This is a genomic window from Planktothricoides sp. SR001 (assembly GCF_001276715.1).
GTDB classification, from domain to species: Bacteria; Cyanobacteriota; Cyanobacteriia; order Cyanobacteriales; family Laspinemataceae; genus Planktothricoides; species Planktothricoides raciborskii.
This window is the reverse complement of sequence record NZ_LIUQ01000001.1, coordinates 1-25,201: the sequence shown is the minus strand read 5'-3', so window position 1 is coordinate 25,201 and position 25,201 is coordinate 1. Positions and strand designations below refer to the sequence as shown.

Sequence of the window (25,201 nt, the reverse complement as noted above, 5' to 3'; positions counted from 1 at the left end):
CAATTGCCCCTTATTTAGGCGATACGGTTCAATGTTTTTGATTTTCTAACAAAAACTGGGAATTAATCTTTTTTCGATGATGACTCAGTTGTTGAACCCCTAAAGTCAGCCACTTCATTAACCAGTATAAGGCAGAAATTACCAGAAAGGTAATTACCATTACCAGTACGGGACGTTTGGCGATTAACTCTTCCATGACGCTGTTGATTAAAGTGTGGGTGTTGGTGATAATGTCCCAACTATTAAACCGGAGAAATCGGCCTAGATAAATAGCGATCGCACTCAAACCATGTATAATCACTTCAGCGAAGAAAATCAATCGTCCCCACCCTTGGCCCTGCATATATTCTCCCAGGTGCATTAAGGAGAGGACATAAGCTTGGAAACCGACAATCATAAAGATTAAATATAAAGGAATCAACGCCAAAGTAATAATCCAAACGGAATAGCCTTCGCGAATATCGTCAATTAAATGAATGATATCGGTTAAGACATAAGGAGCATTGGGTAAAAAACTGATAAAAATTAAAAAGCCTAACCACCAAGTTAGGGAACGGGAATGCGATCGCTTAATCACCCAAATATCCACGATCATTAGACCAACGGTGAGCAACAATGTACCAAGTAAATAGGGCATTCCTAAATCGGGAATCAGGTGACGGAGAAACCATGCCACAAGTCGCGCATTGGGGAAAAAAGTTAGACCCATCAGCAAACAAACTGCCCAGGGAAACCAGCGGGATGTGCTTGGTTTAAATAAGCAAAAACTTAACCCTAACGGGACTAAGGCTAAAAAAGTATTCCAAGTCATCCAGCGACTATTACTTAACATCGCTTGAGATGCGTAATCTATCCAAGTTAAACCTTGATCGAGCATAGAGAGTTCCTCTCTTTAATTATTGTCAAAAATTGTCAAAATACGTTCAAACCATAGACACAGGTTCAGAAACCAGATTTATTGACCCAAAGACAGATTTGGTGCCAAATTTTGGTTTGGCTTTGGGCAATTTCCTTGATCTAACTCCCAGCTTATCCCCTATCTGATTTCTACGGTAACAAGGCTCAAATACATCGTCCAGATCCATCGTGCATATATAGTATTGATTCATTTGCTTCTTGCTTAACTTCAGCCACGCTCCGGAAAATTTCGCAAAATTGACTATTGAAATTCAGTTTTGAATTTTACCCAATGCGGTATTAATCAGGGCTGGAGATTTTATCTGGGGATTTTATGGCGATTTCGTTTTAGTGGTAAAACTAAGATTTCAGGTCTAAATCTGCTGACCAGCAACCTAGTGAGGAAGTCGAAAATATGCCAATGGTCAATTCTACAGATAAAAAATTGGTGTCCGGTTTGGTGTCCGGTTTAATTGTATCTTGTCAAGCACCCGCTGATTCGCCGTTATATGAACCGAAAATCATTGCCGCGATCGCCCATGCGGCAATTCTGCGTGGGGCTTCTGGGGTGCGGATTGATACCCCTGCCCATGTGTCAGCGGTCCGTGAAGAGTTGCAAAAGAATTTTGAGACGCCCTATCCGATTATTGGCTTGTGGAAACAAACGTTGCCAGACTATGAGGTTTATATTACGCCTCGGTTTGCGGATGCAGAGGCGATCGCGGCTGCGGGCGCGGATATTATTGCTATTGATGCTACGGAAAGAAAGCGTCCTCCTGGGGAATCTTTAGCTAGTTTAATTCAGCGAATTCACAATGATTTGGGCAAAATGGTGATGGCGGATGTGGATACTATTGCAGCGGCGATCGCCGCCGAAAAAGCGGGCGCCGATATGGTAGGCACTACCCTTTATGGTTACACCGCCGCCACCAAAAATTTTTCTCCTCCAGGTTTTGACCTGTTAGAGGCAATGGTGACAACTCTCCAGGTGCCGGTGATTTGTGAAGGGGGAATTTCTGCCCCGGCAATGGCGAAAAAAGCCCTAGAAATTGGGGCGGATGCGGTGGTTGTGGGGACGGATATTACGGGCATTGATTTAAAAGTCCAAGCCTATCAAGGGGCGATCGCTCGTGGTTAAACGATCGTTTCACGATCTTCGATCCCCTGGAATGGCTTTTGTCGGCGGGTGCGATCGCCCGGACGCACGAATCTCTGATTATGCTAAAACAATCCTCTGGACTGTAAATTGTCTGTAAAAATATTGTCTGTAAAAATGCTGAGAGGCGATCGCCCATAAGTTTCTCTGAGTAAAGCATCGGATATTGCCACTTATTAGTTCGGTTCTACGAATTTCTTAAGTGTAACAGTTTCGTTAGTCTAGAGTTAGCATTTAAGAATTTTATAAATGCCACCACATTTGAGGGAACTCAATCGGTGGCTTCTCTCGGTGGCTTTAATTCTCTGGATTTAATGGCCTATCCGGAGCTTGATTTAATTAATTGACGATAACATTCTGGGGGTGTTGACTTTTGTATAAGTGGCTATTACCGACCATTAGTGAACTTTTGGCTGCTGCCAATGCGGATATCGCTGGTTCGTTAGATCCAATTTCCGCCGTGAGTTGGGATGTGAATGTCGATCGCGAACGCTGGCTATATCAACAATCAACCAAGGAAGATCGGCGCATCACAGCCCAACAGCAATGGTATGGGGCGATCGCCGCCTTTTCTCGTTTGTTACAACGGGAAGTAGCCACCATAGAAACCGAGAATCATCCTTTACTTAATAAAAAATTCGCGGGGGATCTGCGGAGTCACTCGGTGAATAGCGTGCTGTTATGTAGTGCTTTGCCGGTGGATATCTCCGCAAATTTTTCTCAATATTTTGAACCGTGGAGATTTATTTCTGAAGCACAACTACCGGGGGATGATTCGATGAGCGTTCGCGATAGCGTTGCGGAGCAATATCGCCAATTAGCCCTTCCTCAAATTGTGCGGACACTCACCAACGATCCGTTAAGCGACGAGCAATTTTGTGTCTGGTTAACCAAAGAATTTAGTTTAGTCATGGCCTTGGGACAATCTCCCCAAAATGAACCCATATTTCAGTTTTCTTTTGAGCCGAAAATAGTAGAATTAGCGGTCAAAGCATTGCGATCGCGTGTCACCCTCACGGGCAGTCCAGAAATGGCATCAATGCTAGACAATGATTTAGCCGAATTCGTCCCCTTGATACCGGATTACAAAACGGTGATGCTGTTTAGTCAGCTTGCTTTAAAATATCAAGCGGATTTCGCGGATTTCTCTCCTAAAGTGGCAAGAGCAACGCGGAAACCTTACCAGCTTTTAAGTGGTACTAGCGGCTCGGTGGTTTCTGTTAGTCACCAGGAAGATCGCTTTAGCCAAAAAGTTCAGCAAAAATCTCTGACTATGCCCTCCGGTGATGGAAAAACTACCATTAAAACCTTAAAAAATCACTCTTATAATGCCACTTCTAAACATATTTTAGCAAAACTTTCGGCCACGGGAGATAAAAATTTGCGGAATCAAACCCCAAATCAATCTCCTAGTTTGGATGTGGAATTGTTACAGGCGATCGCCCATGAAGTCCGCACCCCTTTAACCACCATTCGCACCCTGACGCGGTTGTTATTAAAACGGCGTAATTTAGATGCGGATATTATTAAGCGATTAGAAAGTATTGACCGCGAATGTAGCGAGCAAATTGACCGTTTTAGTTTAATTTTCCGGGCAGTAGAATTAGAAACCTGTGAAAAAACCCGATCCCTGTTACAACTGACTTCAACTTCTTTAGCAGATGTCTTTAACCATTGTATTCCCCGGTGGCAAAAACAAGCCAGCCGCAGAAATTTAAATTTAGAGGTAATTTTACCGCCGAAAATGCCCCCAGTTGTCACCGACCCCACTATGCTGGATCAAGTGCTTACGGGTGCTTTAGAAAACTTCATTTCTTCCGTTTCCGGAGGCAGTGATGTGCAGGTGAAAGTGATGCTGGCTGGAAATCAATTAAAAATGCAGTTACATTCAGAAATTAAAGCGGATAAATGGGATCCTAGTTCTGCGACTACTCCCCCACTTAAGTCGATTGGTCAATTACTGATGTTTCAGCCGGAAACTGGCAATATTAGCCTTAATTTAAGTACCACCAAAAATCTATTTCAAGCCCTGGGTGCGAAGTTAATCGTCAGAAAGCGATCGCACCAAGGTCAAGTGCTAACTATCTTTTTACCCTTAGAAGCTTAGATATTTTGGTTTTCTCTTTTTACCACAAAGACACAAAGAACACAAAGAGATAAATCCCTCTGTGTTCTTTGTGTCTTTGTGGTTAGGAACAAATCGCGGATTATTTGCTAAACAATAGCAAATTTTTCCTCTGCGATCGCCTTTGTTAACCGATGATGATCCGTGTAAATTGACCAAAAAAATTACCCACTTCTAACCAGTGTTGCTATCCGTCAAGGTAAGTCTATTAAAGAATTAGCTACAGAGGCGATCGATGTTTATTTAGAACCGTTGGGGAAATATAATGTGTTTGACATTTTTTTACCACAGAGACACAGAGAACACGGAGGGCATATCTTTGTGTCCTTTGTGTCTTTGTGGTGTAAAAAAAATTACAATTATTGACCAAAATAAAAAGAAGTATCGTTAGTAAATTACAGTAATAAGAATGCCACTATTCTTAATCTCCCCAACTTGGTTAATCACCTCCGAAAGTGATCTTTTGCATATGCGAGTAATTTACCGTTTTTCAGCGCCACCCAACAACCGCGATACTCAGCCCGGTGTTCCTTAATCCAGTCGATATCTGCCTGGACATCTTGATTTGGATCGCGGGGAAACGTTTTCAATTTCGGATGGGCGAGAATATACTCATATTTTTTAATTCTGCATGGTCTGGAAAATGCTTTAATGTTTCCACGGCAATTTCCCAAGCGCCATGCAAATTGCCCCGTGTGATTTCTATATCGGCTTGTTTGATGAAGTCTTCCGCTATTTTATGGGTCATATTTGTTAATGGTTTTTTTGATAATTTTATTTTACAACATTTTTGATTTTAACCACAAAGACACAAAGGACACAAAGAGATAAATTGCTGAGTCAGGGCGAAGCATATAGCCTACCCTGATGCCGGTTCGCGTCTACGGCATCGAAATTACCGCGCTGAAATTTTATTGAAGAATCGCCAAGATTGTTCTGCGAATAGGACAGCCCCTACATCCCTCTTTCCAGAGATGCCTTCGCCTATTTGTGACAAAGTGTTGGTAAAATAAAAAAAATACCGACATTTTATCACTAGAGATAGCGGCATTCAATATGGCAAACAATATGACCAATCCTAGTTCAAGACAAGCGATCGAACTTGTCCGAGATGCGGGAATCATGCGATCGCGAGATTTGAGAAAGCACGGGATTCATCCAGAGTCCCTACGGAGACTGGAACAGCAAGGGATGCTGGTTCGCTCGGCTCGTGGCGTCTACACCCTCCCAGAAAACGATCTCACGGAAAATCAGAGCGAAGTTGAAGCTTGTGCGCGGGTATCTCATGGGATAGTTTGTCTGCTTTCTGCACTCCGGTTTCATGGACTGACCACCCAAGCTCCTTTTGAGGTTTGGATGGCGATCGCCAACAAAGCACGCCCGCCAAAAGACGATATTCTGCCTCTGCGAATTGTGTATATGTCAGGTAAGGCTTTGACTGAGGGCATTGAGGAGCATTACTGCGCCGGACTGCCTGTGCGGGTGTACGGTGTGGCCAAAACAGTCGTGGATTGTTTTAAATATCGCCACAAAATTGGGATTGACGTAGCGCTTGAAGCCTTGCGCGAATCTTGGTTTACCCATCGCTGCACCATGAATGAACTTTGGCATTATGCTCAAATCTGTCGCGTGACTCGCGTTATCTATCCTTATCTGGAGTCACTGACATGAACCAGAGCAATCAAAATCTAGCCGCTTCAGTTCGTCAAAAGCTGCAAAATTTTTCCCAGCAGCAAAAAGATGACTTTCAATCGGTTCTGACCCGCTATGCTTTGGAGCGGTTTTTGTACCGTTTAAGTCGATCGCCCTATCAAAATCAATTTATTCTCAAAGGTGCATTACTTTTTTTCCTTTGGAGTAACCAAACCCATCGACCTACACGAGACTTAGATTTACTAGGTTATGGCGAGTCAACTGTTTCCTCTTTAGAGGAAATATTTCGGGAGATTTGTCAGATTCCGGTAGAACCAGATGGCCTTGAGTTTAAGCACGAACAAGCGATCGGTTCGCCGATTAAAGAAAAGCAAGAGTATGAAGGAGTCCGAATTAAGTTACCCGCTTTTTTGTCAGGAACTAGGACTCGCATTAATCTTCAGATTGATATTGGCTTTGGTGATGCGGTGACACCAAGGGCAATGGAGGTTGAATTCCCGACAATTCAATCCGTTATTTTGCACTCTTGTCTCTCTTGTCTAATGATCTCCATTACCCCTGGCAATCTTCAATCCCATCCCCGATTTTTCGCATACTCTCTCAACACCGGATTGAGGAAAAATTGAGTGACGCCTTCTCGTTCCTGAATTTCCACAAAAAAGCGTCTGCCGAGGGATTGCATCACATTAAAAAACTCAGCAGGGGAGAATTGTGTTAGTTGTAACAGGTGCAGTAATGTCACGGGTTCGGTTGCAGTGGCAAGTTGGGCGATCGCCTTCTTTTCCGCTACCGTTAATCTATGAAACTTTTGGGCTAATTGCGCCTGCAAAGGTTCCCATACAACCAGGGTTTGATATGTTAAAAACTCTGCCACTCGACCGGCACATAATTCTCGGATTTCGGTCGCGGTTAACTCTAACCAAAGGGGATTACCGTGATAAAGATGGATTAACTGATCCCAGGTTTCTGAATCCGATAAATTTTGCGCTTGTAATATTGCTTTTGCGGCGTCACCTAAACCCCCCAACACCAGCGATCGCACCGGATAGTTTTGCTTTTCCAAGGTGGCGATCGCGATAGGTTTTTCGTCTGCGATCGCCACCACACAACTCTGATGGGTCACTTCGGCGATCATCTTAAAAAATAGCCGATGCTCTTCGTAAACCGATCCATCTTCCCCTGCCAGTTTGCCAGTATGGAAGGGAATCTGCAAATCATCGAGAATAATCAAACAGCGAGACTGAAGTAAATGGGTGAGGAGTTGGGAGATTTGCGTTTCCAGGCGATCGGGAATCTCGGCATCAGGAGAAAATATCTGCAACAGATTGGCGAGAATCGCACCCAGATCCGAGTAAAAGCGCAGACTGCGATAGATGACATACTCGAAGTGATTTTGAATTTGTTCAATCAGATGCAACGCTAGAGTCGTTTTGCCCATCCCACCGAATCCGAGAAGTGCCACCAGACGACAGCGATCGCCAACAATGGCGCGATCGAGGGTCGCGAGTTCCTCCGTTCGTCCGTAAAAATTGAAGATTTCCGGCGCATTTGCTAAGTCAATATGCGCTTGAGTTTGAGTTGGTTGGGGTTGAGGGCGATGGGTAGGCGATCGGCGAGCTTCCGAACAAAGATGAACATTATTAACTGTTACATAATCTCTACCAATAGCTGATGAATAATTATAAAAATTACCTTTCTTTAATACCGCTCTAAAATTCGCCTTGCTAACCTCTTTCCCCAACCCCTCCGAAAGCAGTTTCCAGAGATCCGAACCCACATCTCTAACATGACCCTCGCTGGCATAAGTCTCTTCCGCAATTTTCGCGTAAGTCTCACCCTCCAAAGTCCCTTGCAAAATCGCCTCTTGCAGATAGTCCAAATGATTCCCCGTCTGAGTGAAAACTAGCTCATCCGCCAGTTTCAACACTTCCGTGATGTCCATAGATCAAGGATAGTGGTAAAGTTTGAGCTATTATATCCGATCTTTCCGACATTTCCGACAAACCCGATTGAGTTATCGGCTCGAATCTCCGATGTTTCCGACTTGGCAGGACGCAGAGTTTCAGAGATGATGTTTGCATAAGGGCTAATCCTGAGCCCCAACAACCACCTCAGCGAAGGAAAAAAACCGTGAGTTACCCAAGATCTGCAAAATACCAAGCTGACCCAAATGGAGATAACTACGTTTGCGGCAGTTGCCAGAGAAGCCAAGATCCTAGAGAAGGGGTACCCTGTATTAAGTGTGGAAAACCAACCGTCACATGGCTACAATCTCAGGGTCAATCCTGGAGTGACGTCTTGAACGAATGGAGAAAGTGGCACGGGTAAATCGAGAGATAAACAGAGGAATAGCCGGAATTATGGGAAAACAAGCTCAAGAACTCATCAATAAGTACGGAGGCAACTACACCTGGGAGCAGTTGCGTCACACTAAAATAGATTATCAACTCTCCAAAATTCAATATGAATACCCTGGCGGTGTGAAAGATAGCACTTTTACCGAGTTAGAAGAATTAGCCAAAGATGGAAATGCAGAAGCAAAGAAAGCGATTAAGCTTCTTCTTCAAACTCAGAGGCTAAATAACAAGTCAGGCCAAAACTAGCTAAAAAGGCTCTACTGCTCTTAGTCCGGGTCAGCGTAGGGTGAATTAATAAAGTATAAGAGATCCGGCTTTTCAGTATTTGAGGAGTAGAACCATGAAATTGTCTGTAGATCGGGAAGAAAAAAAGGGGCCATTTGGTGGAACTTACTACGAATCTAAAATAAAAATAACTTTAACTGAAGAAGAGGAAAAGGTTGGTCAAAAAATCAGGCTAATGAGCAAAGTTCTTTTTCGACTTGATCCAAATAAATCAGCACAATACCAAGATAATCAGGTAATTTTTGCAGTGAAAGGGCAGGAGGATAGCAGCACTTTAACCGTTAGAGATTTAGTGCGGGGAGTTACAGCAAAATGTCATGGAGAGTCAGATATCAGCAGTCTAGCTTTTGCTGAAAACCAAATCCGAGAAAAATGTAAGCAAATTAAAGCTGCTATTGAAAATTACAATTCAGCTAAAGACGCAATAAATAAGGGCAAATATGAGGAAGAAATTTAAAAAGTTAGCGGCCAAATAATACAAGTAATAACCCGGTCATTTTCGGGTTATTACTTGTATTTGCTCATTTTGTCTATAAAAATTGAATATTTTCGGCGCGTTGCCTAAGTCAAGAGGCGCTTGAGTTGGAATTAATTGAAACGGTTGTGGATGGGTAGGCGATCGCCAAGGTTACGAACCAAGATGAATCATCGCGAAATTATCCAGACAGTAGACCTAAATCTACTCACAAATTATCTACAATCTCGCGGTTGGCAGGAAGCAAAAAATTTTTTAGAAAATGCTACAATTTGGGTTAAGTCTGAACCAGAACGCGGCGAATTTGAAATATTGCTACCTCATCGCCAAAACCTAGGAGATTATCTGCCCCGAATGCGAGAAATCTTGAATATATTAGAAGAAGTCGAAGGCCGTTTTCAAGGGGAAATTTTAAGCGAATTGACTAATTCATATTGCGTAATTGAGGCAATTCCGATTAAACTGCTCAGACCGCATAAAGATAGATTAAGTGGGACGGTGATTTTGCTTGGGGTAGTAGCCAATCACCTCGAAAAGATTGAAACGGAACTGAGCGATCGCGACTATATTCTCGCGATCGAAGCTTATGAAGAACGCCTGCCGATTGTATGTCAAGGTAATTTAATCAAAACAGATAATTCTTACTGGCTCAAAAATCCCCATAATTTTCAAGTTATAGGTACGACAAACACATCATTTCGGGAGAGGGATCAAGTGTTATTTTTTCATTTGGAGGAAAAATAATTTAAAGGATTTTTACATTTTACCACAGAGACACAGAGAACACGGAGGGCATATCTTTGTGTCCTTTGTGTCTTTGTGGTTCGCAAAAAATCGCTGATTACTCGCTAACCAAAGCCAACTTTTCCTCTAAGGCTGCCCGGGCTTGTTCGCGATCGTCAAAATGGATTTTTTCCGTGCCCAAAATTTGATAATCTTCGTGCCCTTTTCCAGCAATTACGATGCCATCACCGGGTTTTGCTTCCATAATTGCCCGACGAATGGCCTCGGCCCGATCGCAGATTACTAGAGGTGAAGTTTCTGGATCAATTCCTGCTAGGATATCTTCTAAAATTTTCTCTGGATCTTCGGTCCGAGGATTGTCGGAAGTCACCACCGCTTTATCAGAAAGACGGGCAGCAATTCCTCCCATTAAAGGCCGTTTGGTGCGATCGCGATCGCCCCCGCAACCAAACACACAAATTAAATCACCGGACACAAAGGGACGGGTAGCTTTGAGGACATTTTCCAAACTATCAGGAGTATGGGCATAGTCCACAATTACCGTTAAATCTTGATCCGGGGTAATTTGCACTTTTTCCATGCGTCCGGGGACTCCGGTAAAGTTGGGTAATGCCGCCACAATTTCCGACAATTCCAAACCTAAATGTAAAGCTGCCCCTACTGCCGCCAACATATTGGACACATTATATTTACCCACTAACGGCAAGGAGAAATCCGCATTACCAACGGGAGTATGTAAAATGCCTGTAACACCGGATGGACTGTAGGTTACGTCAGCAGTCCACAAGTCCGCGCTACTATCTTCGATGCTATAAGTCCAATATTTTTCTTTCGGTAAGCGATATTGCTCCGCAACGCTATCGCGAACGCACAACCGTTTCCCATAGTCATCATCAATATTAATTACCGCCCGACCTTGGAGATAGCGATCGCTAAACAGCAGGGCCTTTGCCTCAAAATAGTCCTCCATCGTCTTATGGTAATCCAAGTGATCCTGAGTCAAATTGGTAAACACCGCCACTTCAAACCCACAACCGAGAACTCGTCCCTGGTCCAACGAGTGAGAACTCACCTCCATCACCGCAAACTTTGCCCCCGCTTTCACTGCTGCGGATAGTTGTTCTTGCAATTCCACACTAAACGGAGTCGTATGCACCGCCACTTGGGAAAATCCAGGCCAGCGAGTGTAAAGAGTTCCCAGCAAAGCGACGGGATATTGATTCAGCAAATATTCAATTAAATGAGTCGTGGTGGTTTTGCCATTAGTCCCCGTCACCCCCACCATAGACAACTGTTTTGCCGGATAGCCATAAAAAGCCGCCGCCAAATCAGCACAAGTTTGGGTCATATCCGTCACCGAAATCACCGGATCCGTGGCGGTTTCTGGGGGTTGTTTTTGGGCGGCTTCCTGGGTAATGACTGCCGCAACCGCCCCAGAAGCGATCGCTGACGGCCAAAACGTCCCCCCATCCACTCGTGTTCCTGGCATCCCAATAAACAAGTCTCCCGGCTTACAAGCATGGGAGTTGGTACTTAAACCCGTCACTTCTCGATCCAAAACCGCCTCAGCAGGCTGATGGGAAATATTCGATACCTGGGCTAACAAATCGCGTAACTTCATTTTTCTTACTCCTCACAGCGATCGGGCTGTTACAAATGAATAGTTACAGATTTTATCCACAAATATCTGGATTGCCTAGTTAACCCCAGACTCAGAAACCGGGTTTCTTTGGAAAATCTTTGCGGAAAAACAGAAATGCTGCTAAAAACCCGGTTTCTTTGCCCCCACCCCAGACTCAGAAACCGGGTTTCTTTCCCAAATCTTTGCGGAAAAACAGAAATGCTGCTAGAAACCCGGTTTCTTTGCCCCCATTCGGCATCCTTAAATCAACTCCGATAGACATCCCGACGATGCTTGACGCGCACAATCCGAACCACCCTTTCGGAATCATCAATTTCATAAACTACACGATAATCACCGATGCGAATTCGATAGAGATTATCGTCCCCCTTCAATTTTACCACTCCGGGCGGACGGGGGTCAAAACTCAGGCTATCGATCGCCTCCCCAATGTCTAACTGGAGATTGATATCAAGCGATCGCAGTTCCTTAGCCGCCGACTTCTTAAACCGGACAGCATACCCTTCATTTGCCATAAGCTTCTGCCTGGATTTCTTGTTTTAACTCCTCCCAAGACACCTCTTCCTCATGCTCACGAGTATGAGCCACCAACACATCATAGAAATCTTCCCATAGCTCACCCCACTCAGCCAAATCAATTAATACAGCCTGTTTTTCTCCAGCTTCATTCACAACAAATTGAATCCCTTTCATCACCTTTTTTCCTGAGTAATTGAGTTCAAGGTACAGCCGAGTTAATTTTGATATGGGATAGCCCGGTAATCTTCCCTTACCCTATCCAGAATCATATTACTATCCACGAGGAAATTCGTCATTCCTCACCCCGCGTTAAATTCAGAATCTCATCAGTGGTTATATCACCTGTGGCTTTTCCCCGCAAACTGGCGATTTTGCTCCTTTGGGCGAGGTATTTTGATACCGCCAAGCTAAAAAGTCTAATAATATTTTAGCTTTTTCCAGGGCGGGTTGGGGTAGATTGCGAAGGATAGCTAAGATTTCAGTTTCCGTGGTTAGCATGGTGCAACAACTTCAGGATAGCATTCCCATTTTACCCCATCCCCGCATCTCAGCCCCGCATCCCAGAAACCGGGTTTCTTTCCTAAACCTTTGCTGAGAAACAGAGATGCTGGTAGAAACCCGGTTTCTTTACCCCCCACCGAGACTCAGAAACCTCCCATAAACCTCCCAGAAACCGGGTTTCTTTCTTAAATTTTGGTAAACAAACAGAGATACTGCTAAAAACCCGGTTTCTTTCCCCAAACCCAAAATTCATAAATTGTTTAGCCTCTCAGTTTCATCCTCAGAAACCGCTTGCAAAACATCATAATACAGAGATTCATTAACCCAGTATTGGGCTTCTGTCATCATTGCATCTAACAGGGGTTTAACCTGGGGGATAATCCGGTTTTGTTTCCCTAAAATCAAAATTCCTAAAGTGCCAATTACATTTAATCCTAACTCTTGCGCCACTTTTCTGGCTCTTCTTTCATCCAATACAACCCTGGCTTTTTGTTCACTCAGTGCTAAAGCGATCGCCTCCCTTTCTCCAGCATCTAATTCTAAAGAGATCGATTCTGACATCTCCTCCACTAGCTTAACTTTAAGCCAACCTGCTTTAATCCCATTAACAATGGTTTCAGAGTTAGGAAATCCTGATTCAACGGTTTCCGAGTAAACCGCTTTGGGAATGACTATCTCAGTAAACAGAGATTTTAAGATATCTAAGCGACCAATACTGGCAAAGTTAATCAACGGTGTAGCATTACAAATGATTTTCACTATCCCACAATCCTGATTTAATTTCTTCTATATCCTCTGCTAAATCATTTTTATCGTATTGGCGATCGATATGATTTTCTCCCAACAGTTTTTGAAATTCCCACACGGAATAATTCAACAAACGACGTGCTTGCCCAAACGTAAATATATTGTTTTCATAAAGCTGCATGGCAATTTGTTCCAAAACTGCCGTCTCACCTTGCTCAATTAATTCGATGGGAATTTGTATATTAATAGCTTGCATCTATCATCACCTCATCCTTTTGAAAGACATTCATTAATCACTAGGCTACATCCGCCTGATGCTGTTGTTCATCCATAGCCGTTGGTTCAGGATAGTCACCCTATTTTACCTCATCCCCGCAACTGAGAAACCGGGTTTCTTTCGCAAATCTTTGCGGAAAAACAGAGATGCTGATAGAAACCCGGTTTCTTTACGCGATCGCCAACGACTAAATCACCCCCAAACCTGTATATTCTCGCAAATCAGGCGGCTGTAGCCCCAAAATAATACCATTTACAAAAAATTATGCAACAATAAGTATTTATATTGTAAGGTGGGCAGGCATTCCACGATCATATCTGGTAGGGTGGGTAAAATATGCCTGCCCACCCGAAGAATGTTAAGGGCTGTTGTATGAATTTTTGTAAATGGTATTATTATCTGAAAAGATTGGGATATTATGAATTAATGGGGATACGAAAATACTGGATTTTAGGCTATTTTGGTTTAGGTGGTGGCCGCTTTATTGGTGATGCTAAAATTACGACTATTTCCGTTTATACTATGGTTGATGGGGAGTACGAAGTTAAGCAATTTCACGATGATAAAATCATCGATTTTTTGGTTTTTACAGAATTACAATTAACCGCAGCCCAAATTTTTCAAGCATAATTAAAGCATAATTAAAGCATGATTTTGCTGGATAATACCGAAATAAAAAATTCGTAGGGGATCAATGCTTGCGCCCCCTCAGAATTGTATCAATCTTAATTCAACCAACTATAAGGGTGGGCAATGTTTTGCCCACCCTACGTTAGAAATAGAGGTGGTAGTAGAAATTGCCGATTTCAAAACTCGGAAATATTACGCTTAAATATTACTGGGAAAAAATTTCTTTAACATAAGTGTCAAATCTTCTACTGTGGCTTTTGGGGAAAGTCGCGGCAGCAGTTCCTCTCCCGTATTGGTCTGTTTGATTAAGACCGGGATTTCATATTGATAAGCAGTAAACCAATCCTTACGAGTCGTAATGTCTCGCATTTCTAACTCAAAATCTATCCCTTTAACTTGTTTTAGCTTTTGCTGCAAGTCTTCGCACAGGTGACAACCTGCTTTTGTGTAAAAAATTAATTCCATGAATTGCCTCTCAAACCCTTGATTTTCCTGATTTTATCCCAGTCCAGGCGATCACGATCGGGCTTTTTAACTGAGGAATAACTGAGGAATAACTGAGGAATAACTTACCAACTAATTATACTTATATAATTAAATATTGGTAATTAGACATTTACAAAAATATACAAAAAATCCGCATTCTCGATCGAGTTATGTGTGTATTTGATTGACAAATCTGATACTATTTGGTTTAGTGAATATACACCAAGGTTATAAAAAACAGCGTCACATGGTTCACACCCTAAAAGCACCAGTTCAACCCATCAGTTTTGACCTCGATGAGCTCAACCAAAGATTTGAAGGCGCTCATCCCCGCGAAATTCTCGCTTGGTGCATCAACAATATGAGACAAGGACTGGTGCAAAGCACTGCTTTTGGTGTCACTGGCATGGTAATCATGGATATGCTTTACCGTGACCTGCAACCCAACCCCCCGGTGCCAGTCATATTTGTCGATACCCTGCACCATTTTCAAGAAACTTTAGATTTAGTGGCAAAATCCAAAGCCCACTATAATTTAGACCTTTATATTTACAAGAACCGAGAAGCCAGCGATCGCGATGAATTTGCTCATCAGCACGGCTATGCCCTGTGGCAGAAGGATATTCATCAGTTCCATGTATTGACCAAGGTCGAACCGTTCCAGCGGGCAATGGATGAATTAAATGTAAAAGCTTGGATTAATGGTCGGCGCCGAGATCAAGCCTCAACTCGTGCAGAAATTCCGATCTTTGAAATCGACAAGCACGGTCGTCTAAAAATTAACCCCCTGGCTTGCTGGACGCGCAAAGAAACCTGGAAATATGTATTTGACTATGGGGTGCCTTACAATGTACTTCACGACCAAGGTTATGCCAGCATTGGTGATGAACCCTTGACCACTCCTGTGGCACATGGGGAACACGAACGGGCTGGTCGTTGGCGTGACAGTGACAAAACCGAATGTGGTCTACATATTTAATTTTGGTGATTAGTTATTGGTTGTTAGTTGTTGGTTTTTAGTTATTCGTTCTTGGTTATTCGTTATTCGTTAGGGCAATCCACTTAATAACTAATAACCACCAAAGAATCCCTACCCAACCACCAACTAATAACCACCAACAAACAACCAACAACAATTATGATTAAAATCCTCCACTTGTCGGATATTCATATCGGTAGCGGGTTTTCTCACGGGAAAACCAACCCACAAACGGGACAAAATACCCGATTGGAGGATTTTGTTACTACTTTAACCACTTGTATCGATCGCGCGATCGGCTCTGACGTTGATTTAGTCCTCTTTGGGGGAGATGCCTTTCCCGACGCCACCCCACCGCCATTTGTACAGGAAGCATTTGCCAGTCAATTTCGCCGGTTAGCCGACGCCAAAATCCCCACAGTCTTACTCGTCGGCAACCATGACCAACATTCCCTAGGACAAGGGGGTGCAAGTCTTTGTATTTATCGCACATTAGGAGTACCGGGATTTATTGTTGGCGACTCCCTGGAAACTCATAGAATTGAAACCAAAAACGGGTCAATTCAAGTTATCACCTTACCGTGGTTAACTCGTTCTACATTGTTAACCCGACCGGAAACGGAAAAACTATCTCTTTCAGAAATTAATCATCTGTTAATCGATCGCCTTTCCACGGTTCTCGAAGGAGAAATCAGAAAATTAAACCCACAAGTGCCCACGGTACTTTTAGGACATTTAATGGTAGACAATGCCGAATATGGGGCTGAAAGATTCTTAGCAGTTGGTAAAGGCTTCACCATTCCGCTTTCTTTACTCACAAAACCGCAATTTGACTATGTAGCATTAGGTCATGTTCACCGTCACCAAAACCTCAATCCGGGCAATAATCCCCCAGTGGTTTATCCGGGTAGTATTGAACGGGTAGATTTTAGTGAAGAAAAAGAAGAAAAAGGCTATGTCTTAGTAGAAGTAGAACCGGGCAAATGTCACTGGCAATTTTGTCCCATTCCCGTTCGCAAATTCTGCACCATTCGGGTTGACGTTTCCGAGGCCGCAGAACCGCAAGCCAAGTTAGTCAAAGCGATTAAAAAACATCGGATTAAAGATGCGATCGTCCGGCTGATTTATCAGTTACAACCGCAACAAATAGACCAAATTGATAATACGGTATTGCACGATTGTTTAAATGAAGCCCATAACTACCGAATTCAACCAGAATTAGTCAGTCAGTTAATGTCACCTCGCCTCCCGGAATTAGGGGCTGGTGGGGGTATCGATCCATTATCAGCATTGAAAACTTACCTGGAAAATCGAGAAGACCTGCAAGATATTGCGGAGGAAATGCTGGCCGCTGCGAATAGTTTATTAGCGGGAGAAGAGGAGTTTTTTGCGGAAGATGAGGCCGAAAAAATAAAATCAGCCGAACCGAATAGTCAGGATCAATTACAATTATTTTAGGCTAACGTAGGGTGGGCAAAATATTGCTCACCCTACACCTTTATTTATAACGTAGGGGAGGCAATATTTTGCCCGCCCTACAAATCTATTTCACTACACTTTTATTTATAACGTAGGGTGGGCAATATTTGCCCACCCTACAAATCTACGGGTTTCACCCCTCTTCGTTCCGTGATGTTCATCACAGACGATGATTGATCTTCCTAGCGCCAACATCTGATTTAAGTTCCAAGCTATATTTCAAGGCAGATCCGGCTGACTATTATTTTAGCACTTCAAAATTTTCTCTCTGAGAAGCAAAAGTGCCAGTTTATCAACTGCTCAAAAACTACCTGGTAATATAAGCATTACTGAACCATATTGATAATTGATAATTTTTGGCTATTAATTATCAATTGTTAATTATTAATTATCAATTATTTTCCCCGTTTCCTGTTTTTATTGATAACTATTTAAACGGAATTGATGCTGTACCATGCGGCTAATGCTTGTCGATGGATTTCACGCCACGGGAGATGATGTTTTTTGGCTAGGGCAGCACAGTCTTCATATTCTGGTTGAACATTAATAATTTTTCCTGCTTCATTGGTGGCAACTTTGACCGGAATTTCTCCGAACTTTGTGGCCACTTTCTGAATGACTCGATTTAAAATATGCCGCTGTTGGGTGGAGCGACGAATTCCCAGGGTGCTGGTTTCTTGAAAAATTATTTGTTCGCAAGGGGAGACTTTTTCTGGGTGGCAAATAACCGTGAGCAAAATGCCCGTGCGGGATTTTTTCATGGCAATGGGTTGGGTGAATACGTCGATCGCACCAACCGCAAATAACCGATCGCAGGTATAGGCGATCGCTTGGGGGTTGAGATCGTCGATCTGGGTTTCCAATACCGCAATTGTTTCCAGGTTTTTGGTCAGTTCATTTGTCTCATTTGTCTCATCTGTCAAGGATTTTTGATTAAGCGGTGCCGATTCCCCAATCCACAAACGCAGAATATTCGGAATGGCAAAATCCTGTGAACCAGCCCCTAACCCAATGTGGTGCAGGGACATGGCTGGGGGTGGGCCAAAACTCGTGGCTAATGTTACGGCGATCGCTGCCCCGGTTGGTGTGACTAATTCTTTCTCAATTCCGTTGGCATAAATCGGCACTTGGCGCGATCGCAGCAACTGGAGCACTGCGGGGACGGGTACGGGCAAACGTCCGTGGGCAGCCCAAACCGTCCCACCCCCCGTCGGCAAGGGAGAACAAGACAAAGCAGGCCATCCCTGGGAATTACTGTCAATCCCCAACCAATCCAAACCCAAACAAGTCCCCACAATATCCACAATGGCGTCGGTTGCCCCAACTTCATGGAAATGGACTTGATTCGGAGACACCCCATGCACCGCCCCTTCTGCTTCTGCCAGTCGGCGAAATACCGCCAAACTCCAAAATTCTGCCCGTTCCGGCAACTTGGCAGCCTTAATCATTCCCTCAATTTCTGGCAAATGTCGGGTATGGTCATGGTCATGGTCATGCTTATGTTTACCCTCATGGTCATGCTTATGACCATGCTTATGGTCATGGTCATGGTCATGGTCATGGTCATGGTCATGGTCATGGTCATGGTCATGGTCATGGTCATGGTCATGGAAATGTTGGGGGCGATTCGCGTTTGCGATCCCCTTTGCGCGATCGCCTGTGGACAAATCCACATAAACTTTCGTAGCGACTTGACCATTGCGATGAACCAATTCGCTTCTCAGGTGATATTCATCAGAAATCCCCAGTCGAGACAAATTTTCATCCAGATAATCCAAGGGGACACCTGAACTAACTAAAGCACCCAAACACATATCACCAGCAATGCCGGTGGGACATTCCAAATAAGCAATTTTTTTCATGGATCGGTTCTCGCTAACCTCAATAAATGCTGCCACCCAGCCAAAAATTAAGAAACCCGGTTTCAATTTTACCGATTAGAATGCATAGTGGTGTCTAATCCAGCGTGACAGCCAGGGAAAAAAATTTTTTTCTTTTGTAAAAACCGATGACTTATTATTATGGCCACAATTTATCACATTCATCCCGACAATCCTCAGTTGCGTAGCATTGAACCGATTAAAGACGCACTGAGTAACGGCGCCGTCATGCTTTATCCCACGGATACCGTGTATGCGATCGGCTGCGATATTCGAGTTAAATCAGCGGTGGAAAAGGTTAGGCAAATTAAGCGTTTGTCCAATGACAAGCCCTTAACCTTTCTCTGTCCTTCCTTATCTAATATTGCCACTTATGCCAAAGTGAGCGATCGCGCCTATCGGATTATCAGGCATTTGATTCCTGGGCCTTATACGTTCTTGTTGCCTGCCACCAAGTTAGTTCCCAAACTCGTCATGGATCCCAAAAGGAAAACCACCGGAATTCGGGTGCCCAAAAATACGGTTTGTTTGTCATTACTCAATGCATTGGAAAGTCCTATTATTTCTACTTCTGCCCATCTACCGGACAAAAAAGACTACGGAACCCTGGGTACAGCCGAATTATTCGATCAACTGGAGAAATTAGTGGATATTATTATCGATACCGGAGAAGATCCGGGCTATCAAGTTTCCACGATTCTGGATTTAAGTGGTGATGAACCGATCGCGATTCGCAAGGGTCAGGGATGGGAGGAAGTCACCGAGTGGCTGCCCGAACTCGAACCCAGTTATGCCAGTTAATCCCCCATAAAGCCCCTGTAGATCATAAATCATAAATTACCGTCATATTGGCGGTAATTTATGATTTTGTGAAAATTTATTTTTACCAGATAAATACATATTTTATAAAAACAATTAACATACAATTAACAGGTTTATGGCAGATAATTTTCAAAAAAATAAATAATTTGCCATAAATAATTTGCCAATTATCCGCAAATTATTTAAATAATCATTATTAATAAATCAAGTCAACCAATATAACAATTATAACCAAACAATTATAACCAAACAACTATAACCAAACAACTATAACTCACTAATTCAAACAGAAATTCAAACAGAAATTCAAACAGAGTCATCATTGCGACGATACCCGTCGGGATAAATTGTGGTTTCATCCCAATAAGCATCGGTAAAATCTACCCTTGTGGCGCGAAAAAAATTTGCACCCGTTAAATTAGCATGACTTAAATTCGCTTTATATAAATTGGCGCCGGTTAAATTTGTATCACTTAAGTTAGCGTCACTTAAATCTGCATTAGACAAATCAGCTTTAGTGAGATTAGCCCCAGCGAGATTTGCCCCTCGTAAGTTGGCATTGCGTAAATTTGCCCGACAAAGATTAGCCTCGCTCAGGTTAGCTTGGCTGAGGTCGCTTTGCGCGAGTTTGGCATCACTGAGTTCCGCGTGAGTGAGTTGACTTTGGCGCAAATTGACGAGAGAGAGATTCGCATAAGGCAGATAAGCCTTACTTAAGTTACTGCCAGTGAAATTGGCTCCGCGTAAATTGGCTTCAAACCAGTTATTCTCACTTAAATCTAAATACTCAAAGTTACGTTGACCGTTTGCATACTGTTTGAGTACCTCTTCACTATTGACTTTTTGCATTTTGTACTGCCTGATAGTAGCCTGAGCCAAAATGTATAGGGAACGGGGAATAGGGACCGGGGAACGGGGGAGCCGCCATCGAGCGGGGGAGCCGCCGTCGAGCGGAGGAGCGGGGGAGGCCGCCGTCGGCAGAGGAGCAGAGGAGCAGAGGAGCAGAGGAGCAGAGGAGCAGAGGAGATGAGGAGAAAAATATCCCCCCTAGGGCTGGCGTGGCGCAGCCTTGCACCCCTAGGGCTGGCGTGGCGCACCCCCGCTCCCCTGCACTCCTCTCTCTCCTCTCTTTTCTAGGCATCTCTTTTCTCTCTTCTATATCTATTGGGTGTTTACTAGGGCGGGGATGAATCACATCCTTTATGAACAAATGTAACAATTTGTAAATTTATTCAGGTTTTTTTTAGCTTTTTTTAATTTTTTAAAATTTTAGCAGCATCACAGGCGAACCGATTTGCACAATTGGGCGATCGCTGTGATGGCTAAGTTCCAGGAATCAAGCCCAGGAGCAATCTTTCTCTGGCTGAGGGTGCATCCCAGTCATCTCAGATGTCAAGATGAAAGCAGTAATTACACCAACCATCCTGCTTTTATGGCAAAACAGCAATTTTCCATTGCCCAACACTACCACGAGCGCACCAAATACGATCCAGAAACTTTGGCCAGTAAAAAGCACTTTATAGACTGGTCACAGCAGCCAGTGCCTTTCAAAGATTACAAGATTGGTGCGACGATTGATTTAAAGCCTTATTTGAAAAAACGACCGGAGTTAGAACACGACCCGGCCCGCACAGGGTTAGAACGTTTATCGCGGTTACTCTTTTGTAGCTATGGCTTAACCGCTAAAGTCAGCACGATGATGGGAACCCCGTTGTATCTAAGGGCGGCTCCTTCAGCGGGAGGGCTGTACCCGGCAGAACTCTATTTAATCTCTTTGGGGACGGCGGAGTTGCCCCCTGGACTTTACAATTATCAGACAAAAACCCATTCTTTGATTCGGTTTTGGGATAGTGATGTTTGGCCGACGTTGAAAAGTGCCACGTTTTGGCATCCGGCTTTTGATACGACCAAATTGGCTTTAGCGACTACGGCGGTTTTTTATCGTTCCGCTTGGCGTTATGAAGACCGGGCTTATCGGCGGGTTTTTCTGGATACGGGTCATTTGTTGGGCAATATTGAGTTGGCAGGATCGTTTACGGACTATCGACCCCATTTAATTGGGGGCTTTCTCGATGATGCCCTGAATGAACTGCTTTATTTAGACCCGGATCAAGAAGCGGTGACGACTCTGATGCCTTTGGCGGATTTGCGAAAACTGGATGAAAATTTACCGCCTTATCGGACGGCTTTACCGTCAGGGGTGAAAAAGGACTACCCGGATATTCGAGATGGTGAGTTGCTGGCTTATTGTCATCAAGCGACCAAAATTGATGCGGATACCACGGGACAAGAAGGCTGGACAATGGTGGATCGGTCTTCGGAAGATGATAAATATAATTTTCCCTTTTGTACCAAGGTGTCTACGAAAAGCCAGCCGATTGATTGGGGCGATCGCCTCACGGGACTGGAAACGACGATTTTGCGACGGCGTTCGACTCGTGAGTACAATGGAGGGGCGATCGCTTTAGCCCAACTGAATGCGATTCTGGACTTTACTTATCACCCAAGTCACTACAGCTATCAAGGCTTAGATCCGTCTCCAGACTTTTTCGATCGCCAGCTTATTTCTACGTTTGTGGCGGTGTTATCGGTGAATGGTTTAGATGTTGGCTGTTATTACTATGCACCGATGGCCCAAGAATTACGACAAGTGCGGTTTAAGAATTTCCGCCAAGAGTTACATTATCTCTGTTTGGGGCAAGAGTTGGGTCGCGATGCCGCAGCGGTGATATTTCATACTGCCGATTTGAAAAAGGCAGTGGAAAAATTCGGCGATCGCGCTTATCGTTATCTGCACTTAGATGCGGGACACCTGGGACAACGGATCAACTTGGGGGCGCTGTACTTAGGGGTCGGCGTCAGTGGAATTGGTGGATTTTTTGACGATCAAGTCAATCAAGTGCTAGGAATTCCCGAAGATGAAGCGGTGTTATATATCACCACTTTAGGTTGCCCGAGAACCGCTTAAACCAGGAGAAATCGTCCTTTTCGTTCGATCCCAGAAATGTTTTGCTTTTGCTGGAAGGAATGGCGTGGTTGAGACAATGGATCGTCAGATATGGCCATCAAATTTGGGTTTGGCGCGACTGTTCCGTTTCTCAACCGCCACCAGAAATCAGAAAAGCAAAATGCCAGGGAATTGCCTCAATTTGCCATGACAGCGGATGAATCACAAAACAGCCGCGATCGTGCTATACATTATTTGGGGAATTTGATTACAGGGCAATAGCTTCAGGATTTTTGACAAAAATTAAATCAAGCCTATCTATCGGTAAGGATCGCGATTAAAACACGATAAAAATATTGTGTGGTTAAAAATTAAACCCAGATTTAACCATAAAAAACCAAACCGCTTATGGTGGCAAAGTGATTGGCGGTTCATTGGTGTTTTCTTGGTGACAATTTTATTGGTGACTACGGGATGGCCAGTTTTTCCGCAATTTTATCCCAGTCAGGCACAAGTTGTTCAACTTCAGACTCAAACCCTAGCCCAAACCCCGGAAGCGCGGCTAAAGGAAGGCCGAAATCTGTATCAAATCGGACAGTTTTCTGCTGCTGTCAGCCTTTGGCAACAGGCAGCGAGAGACTACGAAATACAAGGGGAAATTAGAAATCAGGCTTTAAGCTTAAATTATCTCTCCTCTGCTTATCAAAAAGTAGGAGAATGGCAGCAAGCAGAAGGGGCAATTTCTATTTGCGTTTGTTACAAAATCAAGGAGAACTGGATCAAAGAGGTTTAGCCATCTTTGCCCAAGCCTTAAATACTCAGGGGAGTTTACAACTTGCCCAAGGGCAAACTCAGCAGGCGTTAGAAACTTCGATTAAAGCTGAATCGGTCTATGAGAAAGCCAACAATGAAACGGGAAAATTAGGGAGTCAAATTAATCAAGCCCAAGCTTTACAATCATTGGGACAATATCGCCCGGATAAAAAAATACTATAAAATATTTTTGAACAGTTGAAAAGTCAACCGGATTCTTGGCTTAAAGCAGATAGCCTGAGAAGTTTAGGGGTGGCGTTACAAAGCATGGGCAATTTACTTCAAGTCAAAGGGTTTTTATAATTTGGCAAATTAGCGATCAATTAGGGGCAAAAACTAATATTAGTGCTAATCTTTCCCGTGTTGGCAATATTGCAAAATATTTGGGTAAATTTTCCAGTAATTTTGATTACTATGAAGAGGCAATCTCCTTAGCGCAAACCGACTTAAAACGAGAATAAATTCAACTCAATCAATTTAGTTTATTAGTCAAAAGTCCGCAATGGGTAGCCGCCAGCAAATTAAGCCCGGATATCCAGTCAAATATCAGCCAGCTTTCTCCGAGGCGTCGTTCAATTTACGCTAGAGTATATCTGGCATAAAACTTACTTCAAATCTGGCAATCAGCCCCCAGTCCAGAGACCGTAAATTATCAAAATATCGCGGATTTATTAGTCACCGCAATTCAGCAAGCCAGGGAAATCAAAGATTTACGGGCGGAAGCTTATAGCTTGGATCAACTGGGGAAAATATATGCGGCAAATCACCAATGGGCTGAAGCCAAAAGATTAACGGAAAAAGCCCTAGAAATTGCCCAGGCAATTAAGGGCGACTATCTAGTTGCTCGGTCATCCAGTCAGTTGGGTTGAATTTCAAAAAATCAGGGGAATATCCCAGGGGCAAAAGCGGCTTATTTGAATGCTTATCAGACCAGGCAATCTTTACGCAGTGATTTAGTGGCGATTAATACTGATGTGCAGTTTAACTTTACCGAAACGGTGGAACCTGTGTATCGCCACCTGGTCAGCTTGTTGCTGCAAACTGATGCGAATCAAGCCACTTTGAGCCAAGCCAGAGATGTCATTGAAGCGTTACAATTGGCGGAATTAGATAACTTTTTCCGGGATGCTTGTTTGGAAACAAAGCCGGTGTTACTTGATGAGATTGACCCGCAGTCGGCAGTGATTTATCCGATTATTTTGCGCGATCGCCTATAAGTAATTTTATCCTTACCCGATCGCTCTTTACGCCCCTACGCCACCCCACTGCCCAAAGGGAAAATTGAAGAAATTTTACAACAATTCTATTCTTCCCTTTACCTGGGTTATTCTAGTGCGGAGCGCCTGCGAATTTCTGAAAAAATTTATGATTGGCTAATTCAGCCCGCTGAAGCAGATTTGAACCGCAATCAAACGCAAAACCTGGTATTTGTCCTGGATGTTTTTTTACGTTCATTACCGATGGCAGCACTCTACGATGGTCAACAATATCTGATCGAAAAATATAGTCTAGCGCTCAGTCCGGGTTTGAAACTGTAACGTAATTGTTGGACAGATTTACCCATTGCTACTCAAAAATTGGTAGCTTTTGTCTTGCCGTCAGATATGGAGACATCACTTAAGTAGTCGGACATTTTGGCAGGGGGACTAATTTTCGTAAACATACTAGAAACCCTTGTGGCACAATAATTACTGGATAGCTGTTCGGGGCATACTCGCCCTTATCTACGTTTTGGCTCATTAGAGATTTTTGGCCAGCCGGATTCACAAGTTTAATTATACTCATAT

29 protein-coding genes are annotated in these 25,201 nt (G+C 43.6%); 18 read left to right on the top strand and 11 right to left on the bottom strand.

Translation table 11 applies throughout. From position 1 onward, the window contains the following. Positions 1 to 28: 28 nt before the first annotated feature. The gene (locus AM228_RS00130) at positions 29 to 877 is read right to left on the bottom strand and encodes a DUF1361 domain-containing protein (RefSeq protein WP_054464063.1); all 849 of its coding nucleotides are present in this window, start codon (positions 875 to 877) and stop codon (positions 29 to 31) included. Positions 878 to 1,312: 435 nt separating this feature from the next. On the opposite strand from AM228_RS00130, the gene AM228_RS00125 reads away from it, so the two are divergent. Both AM228_RS00125 and AM228_RS00120 read left to right on the top strand, forming a co-directional pair. After that, positions 1,313 to 2,035: a putative N-acetylmannosamine-6-phosphate 2-epimerase gene (locus AM228_RS00125; RefSeq protein ID WP_231636505.1), complete on the top strand. Its 723-nt coding sequence runs from the start codon at positions 1,313 to 1,315 to the stop codon at positions 2,033 to 2,035. 391 nt (positions 2,036 to 2,426) lie between these two features. Then, the gene (locus tag AM228_RS00120; RefSeq protein WP_054464062.1) at positions 2,427 to 4,160 is read left to right on the top strand and encodes a HAMP domain-containing sensor histidine kinase; all 1,734 of its coding nucleotides are present in this window, start codon (positions 2,427 to 2,429) and stop codon (positions 4,158 to 4,160) included. Between the two features lie 604 nt (positions 4,161 to 4,764). On the opposite strand, the gene AM228_RS31480 is transcribed toward AM228_RS00120, so the two are convergent. Continuing rightward, positions 4,765 to 4,926 (bottom strand): hypothetical protein, encoded by a 162-nt coding sequence (locus AM228_RS31480; protein ID WP_156331420.1) that lies wholly within the window; start codon positions 4,924 to 4,926, stop codon positions 4,765 to 4,767. Positions 4,927 to 5,234: 308 nt separating this feature from the next. Here AM228_RS31480 and AM228_RS00115 point away from each other — a divergent pair, with 308 nt between their 5' ends. Both AM228_RS00115 and AM228_RS00110 read left to right on the top strand, forming a co-directional pair. Continuing rightward, positions 5,235 to 5,849 (top strand): type IV toxin-antitoxin system AbiEi family antitoxin domain-containing protein, encoded by a 615-nt coding sequence (locus AM228_RS00115; RefSeq protein ID WP_231636504.1) that lies wholly within the window; start codon positions 5,235 to 5,237, stop codon positions 5,847 to 5,849. Beyond that, a complete protein-coding gene (locus tag AM228_RS00110) occupies positions 5,846 to 6,457 on the top strand; it encodes a nucleotidyl transferase AbiEii/AbiGii toxin family protein (RefSeq protein WP_082348678.1) in 612 nt (203 codons plus the stop codon). Before AM228_RS00115 ends, AM228_RS00110 begins: the two co-directional genes overlap by 4 nt. Here AM228_RS00110 and AM228_RS00105 read toward each other — a convergent pair. Next, complete coding sequence (locus tag AM228_RS00105) at positions 6,400 to 7,773, bottom strand: AAA family ATPase (RefSeq protein ID WP_054464060.1); 1,374 nt, start codon at positions 7,771 to 7,773, stop codon at positions 6,400 to 6,402. The genes AM228_RS00110 and AM228_RS00105 overlap by 58 nt on opposite strands. 418 nt (positions 7,774 to 8,191) lie before the next feature. Here AM228_RS00105 and AM228_RS00100 point away from each other — a divergent pair, with 418 nt between their 5' ends. The 3 genes from AM228_RS00100 to AM228_RS00090 all read left to right on the top strand — a co-directional run bounded on the left by AM228_RS00100 (position 8,192) and on the right by AM228_RS00090 (position 9,692). Then, positions 8,192 to 8,434 carry a hypothetical protein gene (locus AM228_RS00100; RefSeq protein ID WP_156331419.1) on the top strand — a complete coding sequence of 81 codons (243 nt, stop codon included), beginning with the start codon at positions 8,192 to 8,194 and terminating at the stop codon, positions 8,432 to 8,434. A gap of 94 nt (positions 8,435 to 8,528) precedes the next feature. Then, a complete protein-coding gene (locus AM228_RS00095) occupies positions 8,529 to 8,930 on the top strand; it encodes a hypothetical protein (RefSeq protein WP_054464058.1) in 402 nt (133 codons plus the stop codon). A gap of 183 nt (positions 8,931 to 9,113) precedes the next feature. Beyond that, positions 9,114 to 9,692 (top strand): hypothetical protein, encoded by a 579-nt coding sequence (locus AM228_RS00090; protein WP_072160592.1) that lies wholly within the window; start codon positions 9,114 to 9,116, stop codon positions 9,690 to 9,692. A 97-nt stretch (positions 9,693 to 9,789) separates the two neighbouring features. Here the strand turns inward: AM228_RS00090 and AM228_RS00085 are convergent, their stop codons facing one another. The 5 genes from AM228_RS00085 to AM228_RS00060 all read right to left on the bottom strand — a co-directional run bounded on the left by AM228_RS00085 (position 9,790) and on the right by AM228_RS00060 (position 13,357). After that, positions 9,790 to 11,313 (bottom strand): UDP-N-acetylmuramoyl-L-alanyl-D-glutamate--2,6-diaminopimelate ligase, encoded by a 1,524-nt coding sequence (locus tag AM228_RS00085; RefSeq protein WP_054464057.1) that lies wholly within the window; start codon positions 11,311 to 11,313, stop codon positions 9,790 to 9,792. Between the two features lie 266 nt (positions 11,314 to 11,579). Beyond that, a complete protein-coding gene (locus tag AM228_RS00080) occupies positions 11,580 to 11,849 on the bottom strand; it encodes a type II toxin-antitoxin system RelE/ParE family toxin (protein ID WP_054464056.1) in 270 nt (89 codons plus the stop codon). Next, complete coding sequence (locus AM228_RS00075) at positions 11,839 to 12,027, bottom strand: hypothetical protein (protein ID WP_054464055.1); 189 nt, start codon at positions 12,025 to 12,027, stop codon at positions 11,839 to 11,841. Before AM228_RS00075 ends, AM228_RS00080 begins: the two co-directional genes overlap by 11 nt. A gap of 576 nt (positions 12,028 to 12,603) precedes the next feature. After that, complete coding sequence (locus AM228_RS00065) at positions 12,604 to 13,113, bottom strand: DUF3368 domain-containing protein (RefSeq protein ID WP_054464054.1); 510 nt, start codon at positions 13,111 to 13,113, stop codon at positions 12,604 to 12,606. After that, a complete protein-coding gene (locus AM228_RS00060) occupies positions 13,097 to 13,357 on the bottom strand; it encodes a UPF0175 family protein (protein ID WP_054464053.1) in 261 nt (86 codons plus the stop codon). The genes AM228_RS00065 and AM228_RS00060 overlap by 17 nt, the downstream gene beginning before the upstream one ends. 429 nt (positions 13,358 to 13,786) lie before the next feature. Here AM228_RS00060 and AM228_RS00055 point away from each other — a divergent pair, with 429 nt between their 5' ends. Further along, a complete protein-coding gene (locus AM228_RS00055) occupies positions 13,787 to 14,008 on the top strand; it encodes a Uma2 family endonuclease (protein ID WP_231636503.1) in 222 nt (73 codons plus the stop codon). Between the two features lie 198 nt (positions 14,009 to 14,206). Here the strand turns inward: AM228_RS00055 and AM228_RS00050 are convergent, their stop codons facing one another. After that, the gene (locus tag AM228_RS00050; protein ID WP_054464051.1) at positions 14,207 to 14,473 is read right to left on the bottom strand and encodes a glutaredoxin family protein; all 267 of its coding nucleotides are present in this window, start codon (positions 14,471 to 14,473) and stop codon (positions 14,207 to 14,209) included. A 205-nt stretch (positions 14,474 to 14,678) separates the two neighbouring features. Between AM228_RS00050 and cysH the strand changes: the two genes are divergently transcribed. Together cysH and sbcD are read left to right on the top strand one after the other, a co-directional pair. Next, positions 14,679 to 15,473, top strand: coding sequence for a phosphoadenosine phosphosulfate reductase (gene cysH / locus AM228_RS00045; RefSeq protein ID WP_231636501.1), 795 nt, complete (start codon positions 14,679 to 14,681; stop codon positions 15,471 to 15,473). A gap of 159 nt (positions 15,474 to 15,632) precedes the next feature. Next, positions 15,633 to 16,931, top strand: a complete 1,299-nt coding sequence (sbcD, locus tag AM228_RS00040) for an exonuclease subunit SbcD (RefSeq protein ID WP_054464049.1) — start codon at positions 15,633 to 15,635, stop codon at positions 16,929 to 16,931. A 452-nt stretch (positions 16,932 to 17,383) separates the two neighbouring features. Here sbcD and larC read toward each other — a convergent pair whose 3' ends face one another. Continuing rightward, on the bottom strand, positions 17,384 to 18,814 hold the full coding sequence (gene larC, locus AM228_RS00035) for a nickel pincer cofactor biosynthesis protein LarC (protein ID WP_054464257.1): 1,431 nt from the start codon (positions 18,812 to 18,814) through the stop codon (positions 17,384 to 17,386). Between the two features lie 159 nt (positions 18,815 to 18,973). Between larC and AM228_RS00030 the strand changes: the two genes are divergently transcribed. Beyond that, positions 18,974 to 19,633 carry an L-threonylcarbamoyladenylate synthase gene (locus tag AM228_RS00030; protein ID WP_054464048.1) on the top strand — a complete coding sequence of 220 codons (660 nt, stop codon included), beginning with the start codon at positions 18,974 to 18,976 and terminating at the stop codon, positions 19,631 to 19,633. A 327-nt stretch (positions 19,634 to 19,960) separates the two neighbouring features. Here AM228_RS00030 and AM228_RS00025 read toward each other — a convergent pair whose 3' ends face one another. Further along, positions 19,961 to 20,503 (bottom strand): pentapeptide repeat-containing protein, encoded by a 543-nt coding sequence (locus AM228_RS00025; RefSeq protein ID WP_054464047.1) that lies wholly within the window; start codon positions 20,501 to 20,503, stop codon positions 19,961 to 19,963. Between the two features lie 583 nt (positions 20,504 to 21,086). On the opposite strand from AM228_RS00025, the gene AM228_RS00020 reads away from it, so the two are divergent. The 7 genes from AM228_RS00020 (at position 21,087) to AM228_RS36615 (ending at position 24,952) form a co-directional block, all read left to right on the top strand. Beyond that, positions 21,087 to 22,622: a SagB/ThcOx family dehydrogenase gene (locus AM228_RS00020; RefSeq protein ID WP_054464256.1), complete on the top strand. Its 1,536-nt coding sequence runs from the start codon at positions 21,087 to 21,089 to the stop codon at positions 22,620 to 22,622. A gap of 90 nt (positions 22,623 to 22,712) precedes the next feature. Then, positions 22,713 to 22,883 carry a hypothetical protein gene (locus tag AM228_RS31475; RefSeq protein WP_156331417.1) on the top strand — a complete coding sequence of 57 codons (171 nt, stop codon included), beginning with the start codon at positions 22,713 to 22,715 and terminating at the stop codon, positions 22,881 to 22,883. A gap of 76 nt (positions 22,884 to 22,959) precedes the next feature. Next, entirely contained in the window at positions 22,960 to 23,394 is a 435-nt protein-coding gene (locus AM228_RS00015; RefSeq protein ID WP_054464046.1) for a M48 family metallopeptidase, read from the top strand. Then, complete coding sequence (locus tag AM228_RS00010; protein WP_156331416.1) at positions 23,349 to 23,597, top strand: hypothetical protein; 249 nt, start codon at positions 23,349 to 23,351, stop codon at positions 23,595 to 23,597. The genes AM228_RS00015 and AM228_RS00010 overlap by 46 nt, the downstream gene beginning before the upstream one ends. Before the next feature lie 548 nt (positions 23,598 to 24,145). After that, entirely contained in the window at positions 24,146 to 24,283 is a 138-nt protein-coding gene (locus tag AM228_RS31470) for a hypothetical protein (RefSeq protein ID WP_156331415.1), read from the top strand. 45 nt (positions 24,284 to 24,328) lie between these two features. After that, positions 24,329 to 24,631: a hypothetical protein gene (locus tag AM228_RS00005; protein WP_054464044.1), complete on the top strand. Its 303-nt coding sequence runs from the start codon at positions 24,329 to 24,331 to the stop codon at positions 24,629 to 24,631. A 3-nt stretch (positions 24,632 to 24,634) separates the two neighbouring features. Then, positions 24,635 to 24,952: a CHAT domain-containing protein gene (locus AM228_RS36615; RefSeq protein ID WP_082348677.1), complete on the top strand. Its 318-nt coding sequence runs from the start codon at positions 24,635 to 24,637 to the stop codon at positions 24,950 to 24,952. Positions 24,953 to 25,201 lie beyond the last annotated feature (249 nt).